Origin of the sequence: Sphingomonas sp. QA11 (assembly GCF_028473665.1) — a bacterium.
In the GTDB taxonomy this organism is placed as follows: domain Bacteria; phylum Pseudomonadota; class Alphaproteobacteria; order Sphingomonadales; family Sphingomonadaceae; genus Sphingomonas; species Sphingomonas phytovorans.
Genome location: NZ_CP098774.1, coordinates 1,536,344 through 1,553,359 on the forward strand (window position 1 = coordinate 1,536,344; position 17,016 = coordinate 1,553,359).

The following is a 17,016-nucleotide window of genomic DNA, read 5'->3' on the forward strand; positions in this document are numbered from 1 at the left end:
GTTAACGAATGCCGAATGTCGCTGAAGACCCTGCAATTTCAACGCTTTTCCCGGTGGTCGCGGTTGCGCTGATTGATCGTGAGGGGCGGGTACTGGTGCAGCGCCGGCCCGCTGGGAAGATGATGGCTGGCCTGTGGGAGTTCCCCGGCGGCAAGGTCGAGCCGTTCGAGACGCCGGAAACCGCGCTGGCCCGCGAACTCGTCGAGGAACTGGGGATCGTGGTTGACCCGGCTGTGCTTGAGCCGGCTGCCTTTGCCAGCGAACCGCTCGCGGGGCGGCATCTGCTGTTGCTGCTCTATATCTGCCGGGATTGGGCAGGGACGCCGGATGCGCTTCATGCCGAGAAACTGCTCTGGTGCCGGCCAGAGCAGCTCTACGATCTTGCGATGCCGCCGGCGGATCTGCCGCTGATCGGTCGGTTGAAGGCGCTGGTTTGAATGCTCGCGTATCAGATCGTCGCGGTACCCGAGAACCGGGTTTTGTGTATTGCCCCCGATCCATATCTGGCCATTCGGATCGCGATCGACATGGACAAGTCCGTTGCGCCCCACGCAGCTGCCCTGTGTCGCCAGATAGGGCGCGCTGGCCCGGCCGCTATCGATCAGCCACTGGGCCACCGAAGCATTGAGGCTGCCGGTCACCGGATCCTCTACCAGCCCGCCGAACGGATCGCTGAACAGCGCGCGGACTTCATAGGCGGCCGGGCTGCCCGGCGGATATAGACCGACGACACCGATATCGATCCGCGTCGGGTGCGACCGTTCCGGCTGCACTGCCCGCACTGCCTCGGCCGATGCGAGCATGACGGCCACCCAGCCTGGTCCGTTATCCACCCATTGGGCATCCACGATGTCGGTGACGTCGATGCGCAGCACGCCGGCGATCTCGGCCAGTTTCCCGGTGTCCACCGGGCCTGACCGCGTTATCGGCGGGGCGGCGAAAGCGAGGGAGCCGGCACCCTGACGGATGCAGACAAGGCCGGCACCGCATTCCTGTACGACTACCCCTTCGGTCCGGGGCACGCCGCCGGCTTCGAGCCATGCATGGCAGGTGCCGAGCGTCGGATGCCCGGCAAAGGGCAGTTCACGCTCCAGCGTGAAGATACGCACGCGATAATCGGCGCCCGGATCGGTCGGTGGCAGCAGGAATGTCGTCTCGGACAGGTTCAGCCAGCGCGCGATCCGCTGCATATTCGCCGCGTCGAGGTCCACCGGCGTCGTGATCACCGCGAGTGGATTGCCAGAGAAGGCGTCGTCGCCGAACACGTCGATCATTTTGAAATCATGAGTCACTGGGAATTCTCCTCGTTGAGAAATGCCGGGCGCCGGCGACGCACGCAACCACCGCCAGCGTCGTCACGATCATTCCGGGCCCGATCGATTCGTGCAGCAGGCTCGCCGCGAGACCGAGCCCGAACAGGGGCTGGAGAAGCTGGAGCTGGCCGACCGCAGCGGTCCCGCCGAGCGCGAGGCCACGATACCAGAACATGAAACCGATCAGCATGCTGAACAGCGAGACATAGCCGAGGCCGATCCAGGCGGGCAGGCCGACCGTCGACCAGGCCGGCCAGGGCAGCAAGCAGAGGATGCCGAGCATCACGGGGAGCGCCAGGGCGAGTGCCCAGCAGATCACCTGCCAGCCGCCCAGCCGCCGCGACAGAACGGCACCCTCCGCATAGCCCAGGCCGCAGACCAGGATCGCGGCCAGCATCAGCAGGTCTCCTGCCAGGCTCGAGGTCGTGCCGCGCATCAGGGCGAATCCGGCAATGAGCAGGCTGCCGAGCAGCGCGAACAGCCAGAAGCGGCGATCCGGCCGTTCGCCGCCCCGCAGCACGGCGAAGCCGGCGGTGGCGAGCGGCAGCAACCCGGTGAACACGATCGACCGGCCGGCGCTCATATGTTCGAGGGCGAGCGCCGAAAGCAACGGGAAGCCAACCACGACGCCGAGCGCCACGATGATCAGCGACCGGAGATCCCGCCTTTCCGGGCGTGGCTGGCGCCATGTCGCAAGCAATGCCAGCCCGATCGCGCCGGCGATCCCGGCGCGGACCAGGGTAAGGAACAATGGGTCGATATCGCCGATCGCCACGCGTGTCGCCGGCAGCGAGCCGCTGAAAACCAGCACTCCTGCGAACCCGCTCAGCCATCCATCTGTCGTACGATCCATTGCTCGCTCCTTCGCCGTGCCATTGCGCGACGAGGAAGGATTGGTGATAGGGACAGTGCAGTAAGCTTTGGACAAACTGTACTGCTTGATGCGGAGGTAAGCTTGGCGACCGGAATTCACGCTGAAGGCACGCTGGTGGAGCGGGTGATGGGTGACGTCCGCCGCCGGATCGCGTCGCGGGCGTTGCAGCCAGGGGCGAAGCTGCCCTCGATCCGCCGCCTCGCGGAGAGCGCCGCCGTCTCCAAATCGACCGTGGTGGACGCTTATGAGCGACTTGCCGCCGATGGGGCCATCGTCTCGCGCCGCGGATCGGGTTTCTTTGTCGCGCAACAGGCCGCGCCGCTGTCGCTGGCGGACGTGACGCCCCGGCTTGACCGGGCGATCGATCCGCTCTGGGTCTCGCGCCAGTCGCTTGAGAGCGGCGATCATGTGCTGAAGCCGGGATGCGGCTGGCTGCCGCCGCACTGGCTGCCGGAGGAAGAAGTGCGCCGGGCGCTGCGTGGGCTGTCGCGCGCCGATGACGGCGCCCTGGCCGATTATGGCACGCCGCTGGGCCTGCCGCCCCTCCGTCAGCTCCTGTCGCGACGGCTTGGGGAAAAGGGGGTACCCGCCGGGGCCGATCAGATCATGCTCACCGAGAGCGGTACCCAGGCGATCGATCTGCTCTGTCGCCTGCTGATCGAGCCCGGCGACACTGTGCTGGTCGACGACCCCTGCTATTTCAACTTCCACGCTTTGTTGCGGGCACATCGCGCGACGATCGTGAGCGTACCGATGACGCCTGATGGCCCTGACCTCGCCGTTTTTGCCGCGGTGCTGGAGGCTTGCCGGCCGCGTCTCTACATCACCAACTCAGCCGTTCATAATCCGACCGGGGCGACTCTGTCGCTGCCCACCGCGCATCGTGTTCTCAAGCTTGCCGAAGCACATGACCTCGTCATCATCGAGGATGATATCTTCGCCGATTTCGAGGAGGAGCCGGCGCCCCGCCTTGCGGCGCTCGATGGTCTCGATCGGGTGATCCAGATCGGCAGCTTCTCCAAGACGCTCTCGGCCGCCGTCCGTTGCGGCTATATCGCGATCCGGCGTGACTGGCTCGACCGGCTGATCGACCTGACCATCGCGACATCCTTCGGCGCGGGGCGCCTGTCGAGCGAACTGGTGCTGCGCGTGGTGCAGGACGGCAGCTATCGGCGGCACCTCCACGCCTTGCGAACCCGCCTCGCAACGGCACGGCGGGATGTCGCGGATCGCCTTGGCGAGATCGGCATCCGGCCCTGGATTCAGCCCAGGGCGGGCATGTTCCTGTGGTGCACCCTGCCTGACGGCCGGGATGCGGCTGACCTGGCGCGGGATGCCCTTGCCCGCGACGTGGTGCTGGCGCCCGGCAATGTCTTCAGCCTTTCCCAGTCCGCCGGCGGATATATGCGCGTGAACGTGACTCAATGCGCCGATCCGGTGGCGTTCGAGGTGATGAGCAGGGCCCTGCGATAGGAGCGCCTCAGTGCATCAGCCGTCCTCCGGCAACGTCCAGGGTGGCCCCGGTCACCCAGCCGGCGCTGTCCGACGCAAGGAACAGTGCCATGGCCGCAATGTCCGCAGGCGACCCGAGGCGCCGGATCGGGTGGCTCGCGGCGACCTGCTCCTGCACTGCCGGGGGCATGTGCGCGGCCGTCCGGTCAGTGAGAATGGCCGATGGGGAGATGCAATTGACTCGCACCCCGGCCGGGCCGAATTCCTGGGCCGCCTGTTGAGGCAGGTGGATGATCCCCGCCTTGGCAACGCCGTAGCCGAGTGGAGCGGGGGACGGAGCCCGGCCTGCGGTCGATGCCATGGTGATCGCCGCGCCCCCGCCATCCTGCTTGAGGCTGGCCCCGAACACCTTGAGGGTGAGAAAGGTCGCTGTCAGGTTATTGTCCAGGCTCGAACGCCATGCCGCTTCGGTGACCTCTTCCAGGGGCCCGGGCCTGCTTTCGCCGCCGCCCGCGAACGCCATGAGGATATCGAGCTTTCGCTCTCGGCGGATGAAGTCCGCGCGGGCTGCTTCCAGGTCGGCCAGGATCGCGCAATCGGCGCGTAGCACGGCATGTCCGGGGGAGATCGAAACGAGGGATCGCAGGACGGCATCGAGCTTGGCTGCATCGCGTCCCGTCACGGTGACGCGAACGCCGTTATGCGCCAGCCACCGGGCAGTTTCGGCGCCGATGCCGCCGGAGCCTCCGGTTACCAGGGCGGTCTTGCCTGCAAGATCGCGATAGGTCGGAATGCCGGGTCCGGCGATGTCCGGTCGAGCGGATGAGGCTGGACTAGACATAGCGTGCGACCGCCATGCAGACGACCGTCACCATCAGGAGCCCGGCCGAGACCCGGTAGATCGGTGCGAGAGACGCGGGTGTGGCTGCATCGGGGGAGCCTGCAGCGCGTAGCGCACGCCCAGCGCCAATCGCCTGGACAGCCAGGGCGAGCAGCGCGGCTGCGATTCCCAGGCTCAACACCTTTTCCGGATATCCCCACCCATCGGCATGGGTCAGGTGCCAGAGTATTGCGCCGGAAACCGTGGCGACGATCGCCGCGCCCATCTGCGGCCTGAACAGACGCGCGGCCCCGACGCCACCGTTCCGCGCCAGCACGAAGGTCGTGCCGGCCCAGAAGACCGATGAAAGGACGTGAAACGACAGGACAATGATCAGGAACCACGGCATGGACGTCTCCTCCCACGGCACTGGAGTGCCGGGCATATTGAGTATACAGGTTGTATAGCTATGTCCAAGCCCGACCCTGCGTCAAGACCTTATGCAAGCGCCAAGCGGAGCGCGAAGGCTGCTGAAACCCGGGAGAAGCTGATCACGGCCGCCGCCGCGGTGCTCCGCGATCAGGGGGCGGCCGCTCTGTCACTCGAAGCGGTCGCGAGCGTTGCGGGCGTGACCCGCCTGACGGTCTATCATCAGTTCGGGTCCCGCCGGGGGTTGCTCGAGGCGCTGTTCGATCGCCTGGCCGAAGCGGGTGGGATGATGGACATTGCCTCGGCGATGAGCGCACCCGACCCTCGGGACAGTCTGGCGATGCTCGTGAAGGTTTTTTGCGTTTTCTGGAGTTCCGACGACAGCCTTCCAGGGCTCTACGCCGTGGCGGGGATCGACCCGGAACTGATGGAGGGGCTCAACGCCCGAAACGCGCGCCGGCGTGAGCTTCTTGCCGCGCTGGTCAGCCGTTTTGGAGGACGCGATGCGGCGGCCGAGCAGGATGTCATCGACATATTGTTCGCGCTGACCGGCTTTGGGATGTTTCAGTCGATGGCCTGCGGCGGTCGGAGCCCGGATGCTGTGTGCACCTTGCTGCAGGCGCTGTGCGACCAGACCCTGGCGCAGTTCGCGATCTGATCGAGCGACGGCAATAAAACGAAGCTATCCAGATCGAAGTCGATGACATAATTCGTTTCTTTCGGCGCGATGTTCGTCCCGGGGGCTCTCGGCCGACGAACCTGGTTTCGTGTGTGACAGTCTTGAAATGCCTGCAATCGGATTTCGCTGTCACGTCGCGCCGGGGATGGCGATGACTTGCATGCATGCTAGCCCCTTGGAGAATGGTATCTCGCTGGCACTTCTTCTGTTGTTTAAGTTGTGAGATGGATACTTTTTCATAAATACGCAAATTGCTTTAGGTAATTTACTTTTATCATAAATATTATACCAAAGTATAATAGTAATATGGTGAACAAAATTGGATGCACTCATTATTCACGTGTTTGTTCCATATTGATATGCTCCGTTTTAGATGAATTATTAACAGTAATGGACTAATTTTTATTGTGCTGACGTAGCGCTAAGTAATGATCCATTAAGAAATGAAGTTCAGTTTCGCCGAGGGTCAAGCAAGGCTCATGGAGTGAGGTAGCTTCGTGAATTAGTGGTTTCGGGAGAATAACGAAGTCTCACTCTCTTCAGGAGAGTAAAGATGCGTATCGTTATTAAAAGGGGTCGCGCTCGCCTTGGGTCGGACTCTGCAAATCAATATTCTTCGGATGGCCGTGGGCCGTCGCGTAAAAGTCTGTCCGTCATTGCTGTTCTGCTCAGTTCGGCATGCTTCACGGCCGAGGCCAATGCCCAGGCGGGAACGCCCAACCTGGTGAGCGCCTGCTCTGGCGTCAGCCTGCCGCGTTCCGTGGTGACGGGGATCATGACGCCCGTGATCAATGGCGTCGTCACGCCGATACAAGGTACGGTGAATCCGATCCTCGGCGCGGTCGGCGGCCTTCTTGGCATACCGAACCTCAATATCGATACGGTGACCCTGCTCAACAACGCAGCGTCAGGCGCGCCGATCACGCTGCAGGTTCTCAACGCCAACGGCACAGTGGTCGGCCCGGCCGATCGCTGCGATCTGCAGGCTGACTCGTTCGGCCTCAACACTCAGGGCGGCATCTCCATCGGCGGCAATCGCATCACTGGCCTGGGAACGAACGGTCGCGAGGCGGTGGCTGGCGAGATTAACTCGATCGCTTTCGGCAACTCCGCGGCAACTGATGCGACATCGGCCAATTCGATCGCGCTCGGAACGGCTGCGATCGTTGGCCCGAACGCGGCCGGCGGCATCGCCTTCGGCGCTGGCGCTCATGTAACCGCGGCCAACAGCATCGCGCTCGGCACCAATGCGCTCGCCAGCAGGGGGGCGCTCGCCGGTTATACGGCGCTCGGGCTGACCACGCCGCAGACGTCGGTCGGCGAATTCTCCGTCGGTGCCGCCGGCGCTGAGCGCCAGATCACCAATGTGGCGGCCGGCTCGGCTCCAACTGACGCAGTCAACGTCGCCCAACTCTCGGGGGTCGCCGCTCAACTGGGCGGCCTTTCCAATTCTGCCGTGCTTTATGACGGCGTCGACAAGAGCAAGGTCACGCTCGGCGGCGCGGCCGGCACGACGATCACCAATCTCGCGCCCGGTGCGCTCACGGCGGCGTCGACCGACGCGGTCAACGGCAGCCAGCTGTTCGCGACGAACGGTAATGTCACGACGGTCACCAACGCCGTCACCAACCTGACCACCAACATCCAGAACGGCTCGGTCGGCACGGTCCGGTATTCCAACCCCGGCACGCCGACGGTGCCGAATGGCGGGACACCCACCAACGACCTCACGCTGGTCGGCGCCGCACCCGGCGCGGTCGGCCTGCACAATGTCCGCGACGGTGTCGTCGCGGCCGGGTCGACTGACGCGATCAACGGTGGTCAGTTCAACACGCTGAGCAATCAGGTGGGAACATTGAACACTCTCGCTGTCCAGTATGACGATGCCACCAAGGCACGGGTGACGTTCGGCGGCACCGGGGCACCCGCCGTGGTGCTCGGCAATGTGGCGGCGGGCCTGCTGGCGACCGGCTCGACCGAAGCGGTCAACGGCGGTCAGCTCGTGGCCTTCGGCAACACCACCGCGGCGGCGCTCGGCGGAGCCACGACCTACAATCCCGCGACGAACAGCCTCCAGACCAGTCTGAGCTATGGCGGCACCAATTATGGCAGCGTCCAGGGCGTCTTCAGCGCCATCGACGGGGCGGTGAACGGCAGCGCCGGCATCCGCTACTTCCATGTCCAGTCGGCGCTAGGCGACTCGACCGTCTCGGGCACGAATAGCATCGCGATCGGGCCGCTGGCGAACGCCTCGGCCGCCAACAGCGTTGCGCTCGGCACCAATGCGCTCGCGGGCAGGGGCGCCCTTGCTGGCTATACGGCACTGGGGCTGACCACGCCGCAGACATCGGTCGGCGAAATATCGGTAGGTGCTGCCGGTGCAGAGCGCCAGATCACCAATGTGGCGGCCGGCTCGGCGGCCACGGATGCGGTGAACGTCGCCCAGCTGACCGGCGTCGCCAATCAGGTGGCGTCGCTCGGTGCGACATCAGTGCAATATGACGGCATCGACAAGAGCAGGGTCACGCTTGGCGGCGCGGCCGGCACGACGATCACCAATCTCGCACCCGGTGCGCTTACGGCGGCGTCGACTGATGCCGTGAACGGCAGCCAGTTGTTCGCGACGAACGGTAACGTCACGACGGTCACGAACGCCGTCACCAATCTGACCACCAACATCCAGAACGGCTCGGTCGGTACGGTCCAATATTCCAACCCCGGCACGCCGACGGTGCCGAATGGCGGGACGCCCACCAACGACCTCGCCCTGGTCGGCGCCGCACCCGGCGCGGTCGGCCTCCACAATGTCCGCGACGGCCTCGTTGCGGCCGGATCGACCGACGCGATCAACGGCGGCCAGTTCTTCACGCTCAACAATCAGGTCGGCGCGCTGAACTCCCTATCGGTGCAATATGACGATGCCACCAAGGCCCAGGTGACATTCGGCGGCACCGGGGCACCCCCGGTGGTCCTCGGCAATGTGGCAGCCGGCCTGCTGGCGACTGGTTCCACTCAAGCGGTGAACGGTGGCCAGCTGTTCGCAACCAACGCCAATGTCACGACGGTCACCAACGCCGTGACCAACCTGACTACCAATATCCAGAACGGCTCGGTCGGCACGGTCCAATATTCCAACCCTGGCACGCCGAACGTGCCGAATGGCGGGACGGCTACCAACGATCTTGCCCTGGTCGGTGCTGCCGCTGGTCCGGTCGGCCTGCACAATGTCCGTGACGGTCTCGTCGCAGCCGGATCGACTGACGCGATCAACGGCGGGCAGTTCAACACACTGAGCAACCAGGTAGGGACACTCAGCACCCTCTCCGTTCAGTATGACGATGCCACCAAGGCACGGGTGACGTTCGGCGGCACCGGAGCGCCTGCGGTGGTCCTCGGCAACGTGGCGGCGGGCCTGCTGGCGACCGGCTCGACCGAAGCGGTGAATGGCGGGCAGCTCGTGGCGCTCGGTAACACTACGGCGGCGGCGCTCGGCGGCGGCTCGATCTATGATCCGACGACGAACAGCCTTCAGACCAGCCTCAGCTATGGCGGCACCAATTATAACAGCGTCCAGGGTGTCTTCAGCGCCATCGACGGGGCGGTGAATGGCGGGGCGGGCATCCGCTACTTCCATGTCCAGTCGGCGCTTGGTGACTCGACGGTCTCGGGCACCGACAGCATCGCGATCGGGCCGCTGGCGAATGTCTCGGTTGCCAACAGCGTTGCGCTCGGCACCAACTCGACGGCGGCGCGTGGAGCGCAGGCCGGGTACAGCGCTCTCGGCGTTGCCACGCCGCAGACATCGGTCGGCGAAGTGTCGGTCGGTGCCGCCGGTGCCGAGCGTCAGATCACCAATGTGGCGGCCGGATCGGCGGCCACTGACGCGGTGAACGTTGCCCAGCTGACCGGTGTCGCCAATCAGGTGGCGTCGCTCGGTGCGACGTCGGTGCAATATGACGGTACCGACAAGAGCAAGATCACGCTTGGCGGTGCAGCCGGCACGACGATCACCAATGTGGCCCAGGGCGGTCTCTCCGCGACATCGACCGATGCGGTCAACGGTTCGCAACTCTACGCCACCAACGTGAATGTCGCGAACAATACGACCGCGATCAACAATCTCACCAACAGCATCGCGAACGGCAGTGCCGGGCCGGTGCAATATTCCAGTCCGGGCAATCCGACCACGCCCAATGGCGGTGTCCGCACCAATGACCTGACTCTGGTCGGTGCTGCCGCCGGTCCGGTCGGGCTCCACAATGTCGCGAACGGCTCGATCACGGCCGGCTCAACGGATGCGGTCAACGGCGGACAGGTCTTTGCCCTCGCCCAGGCCACGGCCAACGCCGTTTCCTATGACACCGACGGGGCCGGCAACCGGCTCAACACCATCACGCTGGCCGGTGGCACGGCATCGGCGCCCGTCACCATCGCCAATGTCGCTGCCGGCACGGTCTCCGCCGGTTCCACCCAGGCGGTGAACGGCGGTCAGCTCTATGTGACCAACCAGTCGGTGACGGCGGCCCAATCCACCGCCAACACCGCCCTCGCGCTGGGTCAGAATTCGATCCAGTACGACAATGCCAGCCGTACCGATGTAACGCTTGGTGCTGGCAATGGCGGTGCGCCCGTCTCCGTCCACAATGTCGCCGCCGGAACATCGGCGACAGATGCGGTGAACGTCTCCCAGCTCAACAGCAGCATCAACAACGCCCTGATCCAGGCGAACACCTATACGGATCAACGCCTGGCCGCGATCACCTTCGATATCCGCCAGGTGCGGAAGGACAGCTATGCCGGTACGGCTGGAGCGCTGGCCGCGGCCGGTCTGCCCCAGGCCTATGAAGCCGGACGCGGCATGGTGGCGATGGCCGGCGGCACGTATCAGGGCGAATCCGCCTTCGCGCTCGGCCTGTCCAAGGCGATGAGTGACGGGCACACGGTGGTCAAGTTCAGCGGAACCTATGACACCCAGGGACGCGCCGGTGGCGCGGCCGGTATCGGATATCAATTCTGATATGCGCCGGTGGGCGGCTTTGCCGCCCACCGAACTGACAAGCTCTACTGCCGAACCCTCAATGCAACGGGCCGATCTCATATATTGTGATCGGCCTGTTGTATGTCCGTCTTGTTCGGGTTGTTCAAAGTTTAAATATCATATATTATTTGGCTGAACTATAAAACCATCGGAATTGAATGTTTGTAGGGCCAGAATGGCCTAAATACTGTATTGGATATGCGGTTTGTTCCATGGCATGCGTCGCCATTTTAGAGTATATTTCTCTGAGTCAGATGGATCGTGATTCCCGAGTTTATCGTCTCGAAATTGAGTTGAGTGGGGCGAGGGAGAGTTTTCATGGGAATATCTTTTTTCCGAGAATTTCGGAATGGAAAGCATGATGACCGCGTTCAATTCGCCGCGCCGGTGGATACGCTTCTGTCTTCCATTGCCGAAAAAGCTTTGGTCGGCCGGCATTATCGGATTTACGGGGCAGGCGCCGATGGTCGTGCGATCCTTCTTACCCGGAGTGACCCGCCCTTGATTGTCGAGGTGGAGAGCAGGTCATTCGGGGCCGGCCGTGGTACCGCGTTCATCATCAACGCGGTCAGGCGGGCCCCGGTGAACGGCTGGCATTTGCATGATGAACTCGACCATTTCTGGGATCGGCCGATAGAATCCTGAAAAAGGTGTCGATTTGCGATACCGCTCCTGCAGCTATTCCAGGCGGAATGTCGCAGGTTGGACGGTGGCGTCAGCGTCACGAAAGTACCACATGTAAGTCATTCCCACCCCCCACCGAGGGCGATGAACAGGTCGATCTGGCGATCTACAAGGCTCGCGCGCGCGGCCGACAGGCTGGTTTGCGCGCCGGCATAGCTCGCCTGGGCGTTAAGCACGTCGAGGAAAGGCGTGCGGCCGAAACGCTGGAGTTTTTCGGCGTCGGCGCTTGCCTTGCCGGCCGCGCCTGCGGCCAGCTCCAGATCGGTCAGGCGATCGCGGGCGCGGGCGTAGGCCGAGAGTGCGGTTTCGGTCTGTTGGAGAGCAAGAAGCACCGATCCGTCGAAGCGCGCAAGGCTGGCTTCGGCATCGGCCCCCGCCTGGTCGACGCGGGCGCGTACCACTTTCCGGTTCGGGAACGACCAGGATAGCAGCGGGCCGAGGCTGAAGCCGAAGGAGGATGGTGCCAGCAGCTTGCCCGCGGGTCCTGCCGTGCCTGCCGATCCGCCGAGGCTGACCTTCGGGTAGAGTTCGGCTTCCTCGATCCCGATCGTGGCCGTCGCCGCCGCGAGGTCGCGTTCCGCCATACGGATGTCGGGCCGCCGCCTGAGGAGCATCGCGCCATCGCCCACCGGGATCGGGCGAGGGATGGAAGGGATAGCGCTGCAGCTCTCCACGTCCCGCGGATATTCGGCGGGCGGGCGGCCGATCAGCGCGGTCAGTTCGAACAGCGCCGCCCGTCGTTCGGCGAGGATGTCGGGGATGGCCGCGTTGGCGGCGTAAGCTGCCGTGCGTGCGCGGTCGATGTCGAACCGCGTGCCACGGCCGCCTCGTGCCATACGGATCGCCACGTCGAGGGTGGATTGCTGGATCGCGGCGACACGGCGCGCGGCGGCGAGCGATACGTTGGCGGTGCAGATTCGAGCATAGCTGCGCGTGACGGCGGCGGCGGCGACCACGCGCACATGGTCGCGCGCGGCCAGTGTCGCTTCGGCGTGCGCATTGGCTGCCTCTATGCCGCGCCGGATGCCGCCGGCGAGGTCGAGCGGATAGCCGATATCGAACCCGAGCGCGTAGCTGAAGGTGCCGGGCAGGCCGGCGGACGGGCCGCCGACGCGCGCGCCGAGCGCCTGGCCGGAGACAGCCGTGGTGACGGTGCGTCCTGCTTCGGTCTCGCGCACGATCGCGGTGGCGCGGCGCAGGTTCGCCTCCGCCGCGCGCAAGTCGGTATTGGCCGCCAGCGCTTCGGCGACATAGGAATCGAGCCGTGCATCGCCGTACAGCCGCCACCAATGGGCCGGCAGGTCCTCTGCGGTCGCCTGCGCGTCCTTTTGCCCCAGGAACGGTACGGCTGCCTCGGGGCGTTGGGCGATGGCGGTGGGCGGGACCCGATAGTTCGGGCCCGCGACGCAACCGGCCATCAGCAGCGCCGGGAGCAGCGATAGCAGGCGCTTCATGACCGGGCCCTTGTTGCGGCGGTTATGATCTCGACGGTCGCGGTCCGGCCGGCGATCAGCCTCGCGCCTGGGGGCACCCGATCGATATGGATGCGGACAGGAATGCGCTGTGCCAGCCGGACCCAGGAGAAGGTCGGCGCGACCCTGGGGAGGAGATTGCCCGTATCGTCGCGCTGGTCGTCGGCGATGGCGGCGGCGATGCTCTCGACGCGGCCGGTGATCTCGGTATCGTCCCCCATCAGCCGGATGCGGGCGGGATCGCCGATCGCGACATTGTGGAGCTTGGTCTCCTCGAAATAGCCCTCGATGCGAAGCGAGGCGGTGTCGACCAGCGCCATCGCCTGCGCGCCCGCTGCCAGATAATCGCCCGGATGGATATCGAGGTTGGTGACGATGCCGCCGACGGTCGCCCGGATTTCGGTCCTTGCCATGTCGACGGCTGCGACATCGCGATCCGCGAGCACGCGCTTCAGGGTCGCTTCCGATGTCCGGACCCGGGCGACATTCTGCTCCCGGGCCTCGGTGGCGACTAGGTCACCCAACGCGATGTCGCGCCGCGCTTCCTTGCGCGCTTGTTCCAGTTGGGCCTGCGCTTCCGCGATCGCGGCGTCGGCGCGCGCGATCGATGCGGTAAGCCGCGGGCGATCCAGCACGAGCAGAAGCTGTCCCGGCCGCACGATCTGGTTGTCGCTGACGAAGACCTGCGTCACCAGTCCGCCGACGTCGGTGGACACGCGCACCACGTCAGCGCGCACGCGTCCATCACGCGTCCATGATGCCTGTTCGTAGCGTCCCCACGCATGCCAGGCGATGACGGCGGCGACTGCGACGAGGCACAGCGTCAAGGCATAGCGGCCGAGAAGAGCGAGCAAGGATTTCATTGGAAAAGTCCGATGGAAGGCAGGAACTGCACGAGCAGACCGTAGAGGATGGCAAAGGTCGCGAGCTCGACCAGCGGGCGATAGGCGAATGCGCGGGCGATGCCGGCGATCGTGAAGATGCGCAGCACCACGACCGTGCCGACCAGCGCGACGATGGCGAGCACCAGCAGGCCGGGGATGAGGACGCCGCCGATATTCAGGTCGACGATCATGCCCCGCGTCCCGAGTTTCCTGCACCGCTCGGCGTCAGTGCCAGTTGCAGATCGATGAGCAGGTCGAGCAACCGCGAACGGTCTGCAATCGCGCTGTCCTGGATCCGCGCCATCAAGCTATCGGCGCGTTGCTCCAGATCGACGGTGTCGGCAGGTTTCGTCCAGCTTCCCGTGCCGAAGCGGACGGCGATCGCCGAAAGAAAGTCACTCGCGTCGTCGGCAATCTCGCCTTCTCCGCTGCGGAGCGCCTTACGGAGCTGACCGGCGGCGTGACCCAGGCTGAGATGGTGCAGCGTCTCGTCGAGGATATCCGGTGCCGCGCGTTGGGACAGTTGCAGCCTGGGAAGCAGCAGCGCCGTCCTGTCGATCATGAGGCTCGTCCAGCGCGCTTCGTCGGAGCCGCCGGCCAGGGCTCGCCGCCTGACATCCCTGCGGCTCAGGCGAAGCAGCCGATTGATCGCCACGTCGACCGGTACCGTCTGGAACAGGGTCATGCTGACCAGCGAGAAACCTATGCCCGCAAACAGCGCGAGGACGCTGTTGAGCGATTCGGCGAAGTCGCCGCCATATCTGGCGCCCAGTCCGGCGAGGATCGGGATGGTGAGCGTGACGCCGAGCGCCTTGAACGTCGTCTGCGGACGCGCCTGAAGCGATCCTGCCCATAGGAAGGCGGGCGCAAGAACCGCCACGAGCACCACGAAGTCAGTCACCCGGGGAAGGATCACAAAACTATAGGCGAGGCTGATTGCCACCCCATGGATCGAGCCGACCAGATATTTGCGGACATTCGGCGCTGGCGTGTCGACATTGCCGAACAACGCGCAGCTTACGCCAAGGATCGAGACAGCAAGCCCGCCGTCCGGCCAGGCCGACCAGATCCAGAAGCCGCAGCCGAGAATGATCCCCAGGGCGGCGCCCAAGGCAGCCCGCGCCGCCATCGGCGGATCGCGGTGATGGACATAGCCCCTTGCGGCGGACCCCGGCCACTGGAGCGATGCCGCATCGCGTGTCCGTCCGGGCGTCGCGATGTTCCGCGCGAGCTGATCGCAGTCGTACAGAAGACCGGTCATCTCGGCGAGACGGCCCGCGAGATTGGCGACGAGTCTTTCGCCCGGCTCCGCTTTGTCTTCACTCGTACGTGCTTGGAGCAACCGCGCGCGGCCGATGAGGTCGAGCGCGAGACCGTCCCGCTCGGCCGCGCCGGCCATGTCGATCCAGGATCGAACGTCGTCCAGCAAGGCGGTCAATTCGGCGCGCGCGTTTTCGTCGCCAACTGCTTCGATCCGCTCCTCGATTTCGGTCGCAAGCAGAAGCAGCCGGGCAAGACGGTCATGGATGAGCCGCAGCTTCCCGGCGTGCGGCGTAAACGGGGCCGGATCATAGGGAAGGTGCGCTGCAAGACCTTGCAGCGCGAGAAGATCCGCTGCGAGCTGAAAGCGATCGTGACGGGATGCCCTGGACGGCATGCCGTCCAGGGCATCCCGGGCCAGCCGTCGCGCGTCGCGTAGCGTTGCCGACAGTTTGTCGAGAAACGCGCCGCTACTATGCTTGGGGAGGACCAGGCGATGCACCAGCACCGCACAGAGGATCCCAAGTGATATCTCCTGTACCCGCAGCGACGCGGTGTCGAACACCGCGCCGGGATCTGCCACGCTGGGGAAGCCGATCAGGCTCGTGGTGTACCCTGCCAGGACGAACGCGTAGGCGCGTGGCGTACGATCGAGCAGCGAGAAAAAGAGGCAGAGCCCGATCCAGCCTGCAAGGACGACGCTGCACGCCATCGGACTGTTCACGAAGGTCGGTACGATCGCCACCGTCGCGATCGCGCCGCCGATTGTGCCGGCCAGGCGATAGACCCCGCGACTGAGCGACGCGCCGGCTGAGCCCTGCGAGACGATATAAACGGTGAGAATCGCCCAATATGGCTTCGGCAGCCCGATGCGCAGGGCAACGTAATAAGCCAGCATCGCTGCGGCAAAGCTCTTCGCCGAGAACAATATTGCGTCAGCGTCCGTCTTCCTTGCGGGCGCCCGCAGAAAGGAGAAGGCGCTGCGTGCCGCTGCCGCCATGTCGCCCGGATGCCGCAGGTTCGGAAAATGTGCGGTGATCATGGCTTGTTGATAGCGATTTGCAACAAGGCGCGAAATTCGCTATCCTGTCAAATAGTCACTAAATCTGGCCAAATATTATGTCCGCGGCGCGATCCGCCATCGCCACATTCGACCCCGATCGCACCGACTTGCCGGCGGTCGCCCATCAACTCGACTTCGCGGATCACGAGGGGGAGGTGCCGCGGCACGTGCATCGCAAGGGTCAGCTGATCATAGCGCTGCACGGCGCGGTCACCTGTACGGCGAAGAACGAGATATGGATCGTGCCGCCGAATTGCGGCGTGTGGATTCCAGGCGGGGTACCGCACAGCGCGAAGGCAACCGAGAACGCTCGGCTCAACTATCTGTTCGTTGAGCCGGGAGCGGCCAGCTTGCCCGAGGAATGTTGCACGCTCCTGATCTCCCCGCTGATCCGGGAAATGGTCGATCGACTGGCGCGGGAAGGTGCGGACTATCTCTCCGACAGCCATGCGGCACGGCTCGCAAGGGTGGCGCTGGACGAACTGGTCGGGATGCGGCGCGAACGCTTCAACCTGCCTGTCTCCGCCAATCCGAAAATCCGGGCAATCGCCGACGCGCTGACGGTCGAGCCATCCGACCGCAGTACATTGGGAGAGTGGGCAAAGCGCGTGGCGGTGAGTGAGCGGTCGTTGGCTCGATTGATGATCGCTGAGACAGGGCTGACATTCGGACGCTGGCGCCAGCAACTGCACCTTGTCATCGCACTGCGTGAACTGGCGAGCGGAGCGACGGTGCAGGCTGTAGCGAACGCGTTGGGCTATGAATCGGTCAGCGCTTTCATCACGATGTTCAAAAAGGCGCTGGGGAGCACGCCAACGCAATACTTCACGCGGCTCGGTAGCTCGCCACCCTTGTCGCCACCCCGGGGATTCCATCCGGACGAATGACCGGGCAAGCTCGATGAATGATATGTTGCGGGCTGAGCGAGAGGTGCGTCGAAGGCCTTGAGGTGAGTCGCCAGCCGCCGCGCTTGACCGTCGGGGCTTCATGGCATCCACGATGCGCCAGGCATCCGGCGGCGGCGTGCTGAAGACTGGCCATGGCAGTG

13 protein-coding genes and 1 pseudogene are annotated in these 17,016 nt (G+C 64.7%); 6 read left to right on the forward strand and 8 right to left on the reverse strand.

What is annotated here, in order from left to right:
* The first annotated feature begins 8 nt into the window (after window positions 1–8).
* Window positions 9–437, forward strand: a complete 429-nt coding sequence (locus NDN01_RS07035; RefSeq protein WP_272628064.1) for a (deoxy)nucleoside triphosphate pyrophosphohydrolase — start codon at window positions 9–11, stop codon at window positions 435–437.
* 144 nt (window positions 438–581) lie between these two features.
* Here NDN01_RS07035 and NDN01_RS07040 read toward each other — a convergent pair.
* Window positions 582–1,274, reverse strand: a pseudogene (locus NDN01_RS07040) (PhzF family phenazine biosynthesis protein); the annotation flags it as partial.
* 7 nt (window positions 1,275–1,281) lie between these two features.
* Window positions 1,282–2,166, reverse strand: coding sequence for a DMT family transporter (locus tag NDN01_RS07045; protein WP_272626649.1), 885 nt, complete (start codon window positions 2,164–2,166; stop codon window positions 1,282–1,284).
* A gap of 102 nt (window positions 2,167–2,268) precedes the next feature.
* Between NDN01_RS07045 and NDN01_RS07050 the strand changes: the two genes are divergently transcribed.
* The gene (locus tag NDN01_RS07050; protein WP_336298354.1) at window positions 2,269–3,660 is read left to right on the forward strand and encodes an aminotransferase-like domain-containing protein; all 1,392 of its coding nucleotides are present in this window, start codon (window positions 2,269–2,271) and stop codon (window positions 3,658–3,660) included.
* A 7-nt stretch (window positions 3,661–3,667) separates the two neighbouring features.
* Here the strand turns inward: NDN01_RS07050 and NDN01_RS07055 are convergent, their stop codons facing one another.
* Together NDN01_RS07055 and NDN01_RS07060 are read right to left on the reverse strand one after the other, a co-directional pair.
* Window positions 3,668–4,480 (reverse strand): SDR family NAD(P)-dependent oxidoreductase, encoded by an 813-nt coding sequence (locus tag NDN01_RS07055; RefSeq protein WP_272626650.1) that lies wholly within the window; start codon window positions 4,478–4,480, stop codon window positions 3,668–3,670.
* Complete coding sequence (locus NDN01_RS07060; RefSeq protein WP_272626651.1) at window positions 4,473–4,868, reverse strand: hypothetical protein; 396 nt, start codon at window positions 4,866–4,868, stop codon at window positions 4,473–4,475. The genes NDN01_RS07055 and NDN01_RS07060 overlap by 8 nt, the downstream gene beginning before the upstream one ends.
* A gap of 60 nt (window positions 4,869–4,928) precedes the next feature.
* On the opposite strand from NDN01_RS07060, the gene NDN01_RS07065 reads away from it, so the two are divergent.
* The 3 genes from NDN01_RS07065 to NDN01_RS07075 all read left to right on the forward strand — a co-directional run bounded on the left by NDN01_RS07065 (window position 4,929) and on the right by NDN01_RS07075 (window position 11,250).
* Window positions 4,929–5,546 carry a TetR/AcrR family transcriptional regulator gene (locus tag NDN01_RS07065; RefSeq protein WP_272626652.1) on the forward strand — a complete coding sequence of 206 codons (618 nt, stop codon included), beginning with the start codon at window positions 4,929–4,931 and terminating at the stop codon, window positions 5,544–5,546.
* A 745-nt stretch (window positions 5,547–6,291) separates the two neighbouring features.
* A complete protein-coding gene (locus tag NDN01_RS07070) occupies window positions 6,292–10,584 on the forward strand; it encodes a YadA-like family protein (RefSeq protein ID WP_272626653.1) in 4,293 nt (1,430 codons plus the stop codon).
* A gap of 339 nt (window positions 10,585–10,923) precedes the next feature.
* On the forward strand, window positions 10,924–11,250 hold the full coding sequence (locus NDN01_RS07075; RefSeq protein WP_272626654.1) for a hypothetical protein: 327 nt from the start codon (window positions 10,924–10,926) through the stop codon (window positions 11,248–11,250).
* 98 nt (window positions 11,251–11,348) lie between these two features.
* Here NDN01_RS07075 and NDN01_RS07080 read toward each other — a convergent pair whose 3' ends face one another.
* Genes NDN01_RS07080 through NDN01_RS07095 form a run of 4 tightly spaced genes read right to left on the reverse strand, consistent with a single transcriptional unit; the run spans window position 11,349 to window position 15,947 of the window.
* Window positions 11,349–12,743, reverse strand: coding sequence for an efflux transporter outer membrane subunit (locus NDN01_RS07080; RefSeq protein WP_272626655.1), 1,395 nt, complete (start codon window positions 12,741–12,743; stop codon window positions 11,349–11,351).
* A complete protein-coding gene (locus NDN01_RS07085) occupies window positions 12,740–13,624 on the reverse strand; it encodes an efflux RND transporter periplasmic adaptor subunit (RefSeq protein ID WP_272626656.1) in 885 nt (294 codons plus the stop codon). The genes NDN01_RS07080 and NDN01_RS07085 overlap by 4 nt, the downstream gene beginning before the upstream one ends.
* Window positions 13,621–13,836 carry a DUF1656 domain-containing protein gene (locus NDN01_RS07090; RefSeq protein ID WP_272626657.1) on the reverse strand — a complete coding sequence of 72 codons (216 nt, stop codon included), beginning with the start codon at window positions 13,834–13,836 and terminating at the stop codon, window positions 13,621–13,623. Before NDN01_RS07090 ends, NDN01_RS07085 begins: the two co-directional genes overlap by 4 nt.
* Window positions 13,833–15,947 (reverse strand): FUSC family protein, encoded by a 2,115-nt coding sequence (locus tag NDN01_RS07095; RefSeq protein ID WP_272626658.1) that lies wholly within the window; start codon window positions 15,945–15,947, stop codon window positions 13,833–13,835. Before NDN01_RS07095 ends, NDN01_RS07090 begins: the two co-directional genes overlap by 4 nt.
* Before the next feature lie 128 nt (window positions 15,948–16,075).
* Here NDN01_RS07095 and NDN01_RS07100 point away from each other — a divergent pair, with 128 nt between their 5' ends.
* Complete coding sequence (locus NDN01_RS07100; RefSeq protein ID WP_272626659.1) at window positions 16,076–16,855, forward strand: AraC family transcriptional regulator; 780 nt, start codon at window positions 16,076–16,078, stop codon at window positions 16,853–16,855.
* Window positions 16,856–17,016: the final 161 nt, after the last annotated feature.

What these genes read in the sequence shown, in the direction of transcription:
- NDN01_RS07065 (WP_272626652.1), top strand. Translation starts at nt 4,929, where the DNA reads ATGTCCAAGCCCGACCCTGCGTCAAGACCTTATGCAAGCGCCAAGCGG.
- NDN01_RS07095 (WP_272626658.1), bottom strand. Translation starts at nt 15,947, where the DNA reads ATGATCACCGCACATTTTCCGAACCTGCGGCATCCGGGCGACATGGCG.
- NDN01_RS07055 (WP_272626650.1), bottom strand. Translation starts at nt 4,480, where the DNA reads ATGTCTAGTCCAGCCTCATCCGCTCGACCGGACATCGCCGGACCCGGC.
- NDN01_RS07085 (WP_272626656.1), bottom strand. Translation starts at nt 13,624, where the DNA reads ATGAAATCCTTGCTCGCTCTTCTCGGCCGCTATGCCTTGACGCTGTGC.
- NDN01_RS07075 (WP_272626654.1), top strand. Translation starts at nt 10,924, where the DNA reads ATGGGAATATCTTTTTTCCGAGAATTTCGGAATGGAAAGCATGATGAC.
- NDN01_RS07035 (WP_272628064.1), top strand. Translation starts at nt 9, where the DNA reads ATGCCGAATGTCGCTGAAGACCCTGCAATTTCAACGCTTTTCCCGGTG.
- NDN01_RS07060 (WP_272626651.1), bottom strand. Translation starts at nt 4,868, where the DNA reads ATGCCGTGGTTCCTGATCATTGTCCTGTCGTTTCACGTCCTTTCATCG.
- NDN01_RS07090 (WP_272626657.1), bottom strand. Translation starts at nt 13,836, where the DNA reads ATGATCGTCGACCTGAATATCGGCGGCGTCCTCATCCCCGGCCTGCTG.
- NDN01_RS07080 (WP_272626655.1), bottom strand. Translation starts at nt 12,743, where the DNA reads ATGAAGCGCCTGCTATCGCTGCTCCCGGCGCTGCTGATGGCCGGTTGC.
- NDN01_RS07045 (WP_272626649.1), bottom strand. Translation starts at nt 2,166, where the DNA reads ATGGATCGTACGACAGATGGATGGCTGAGCGGGTTCGCAGGAGTGCTG.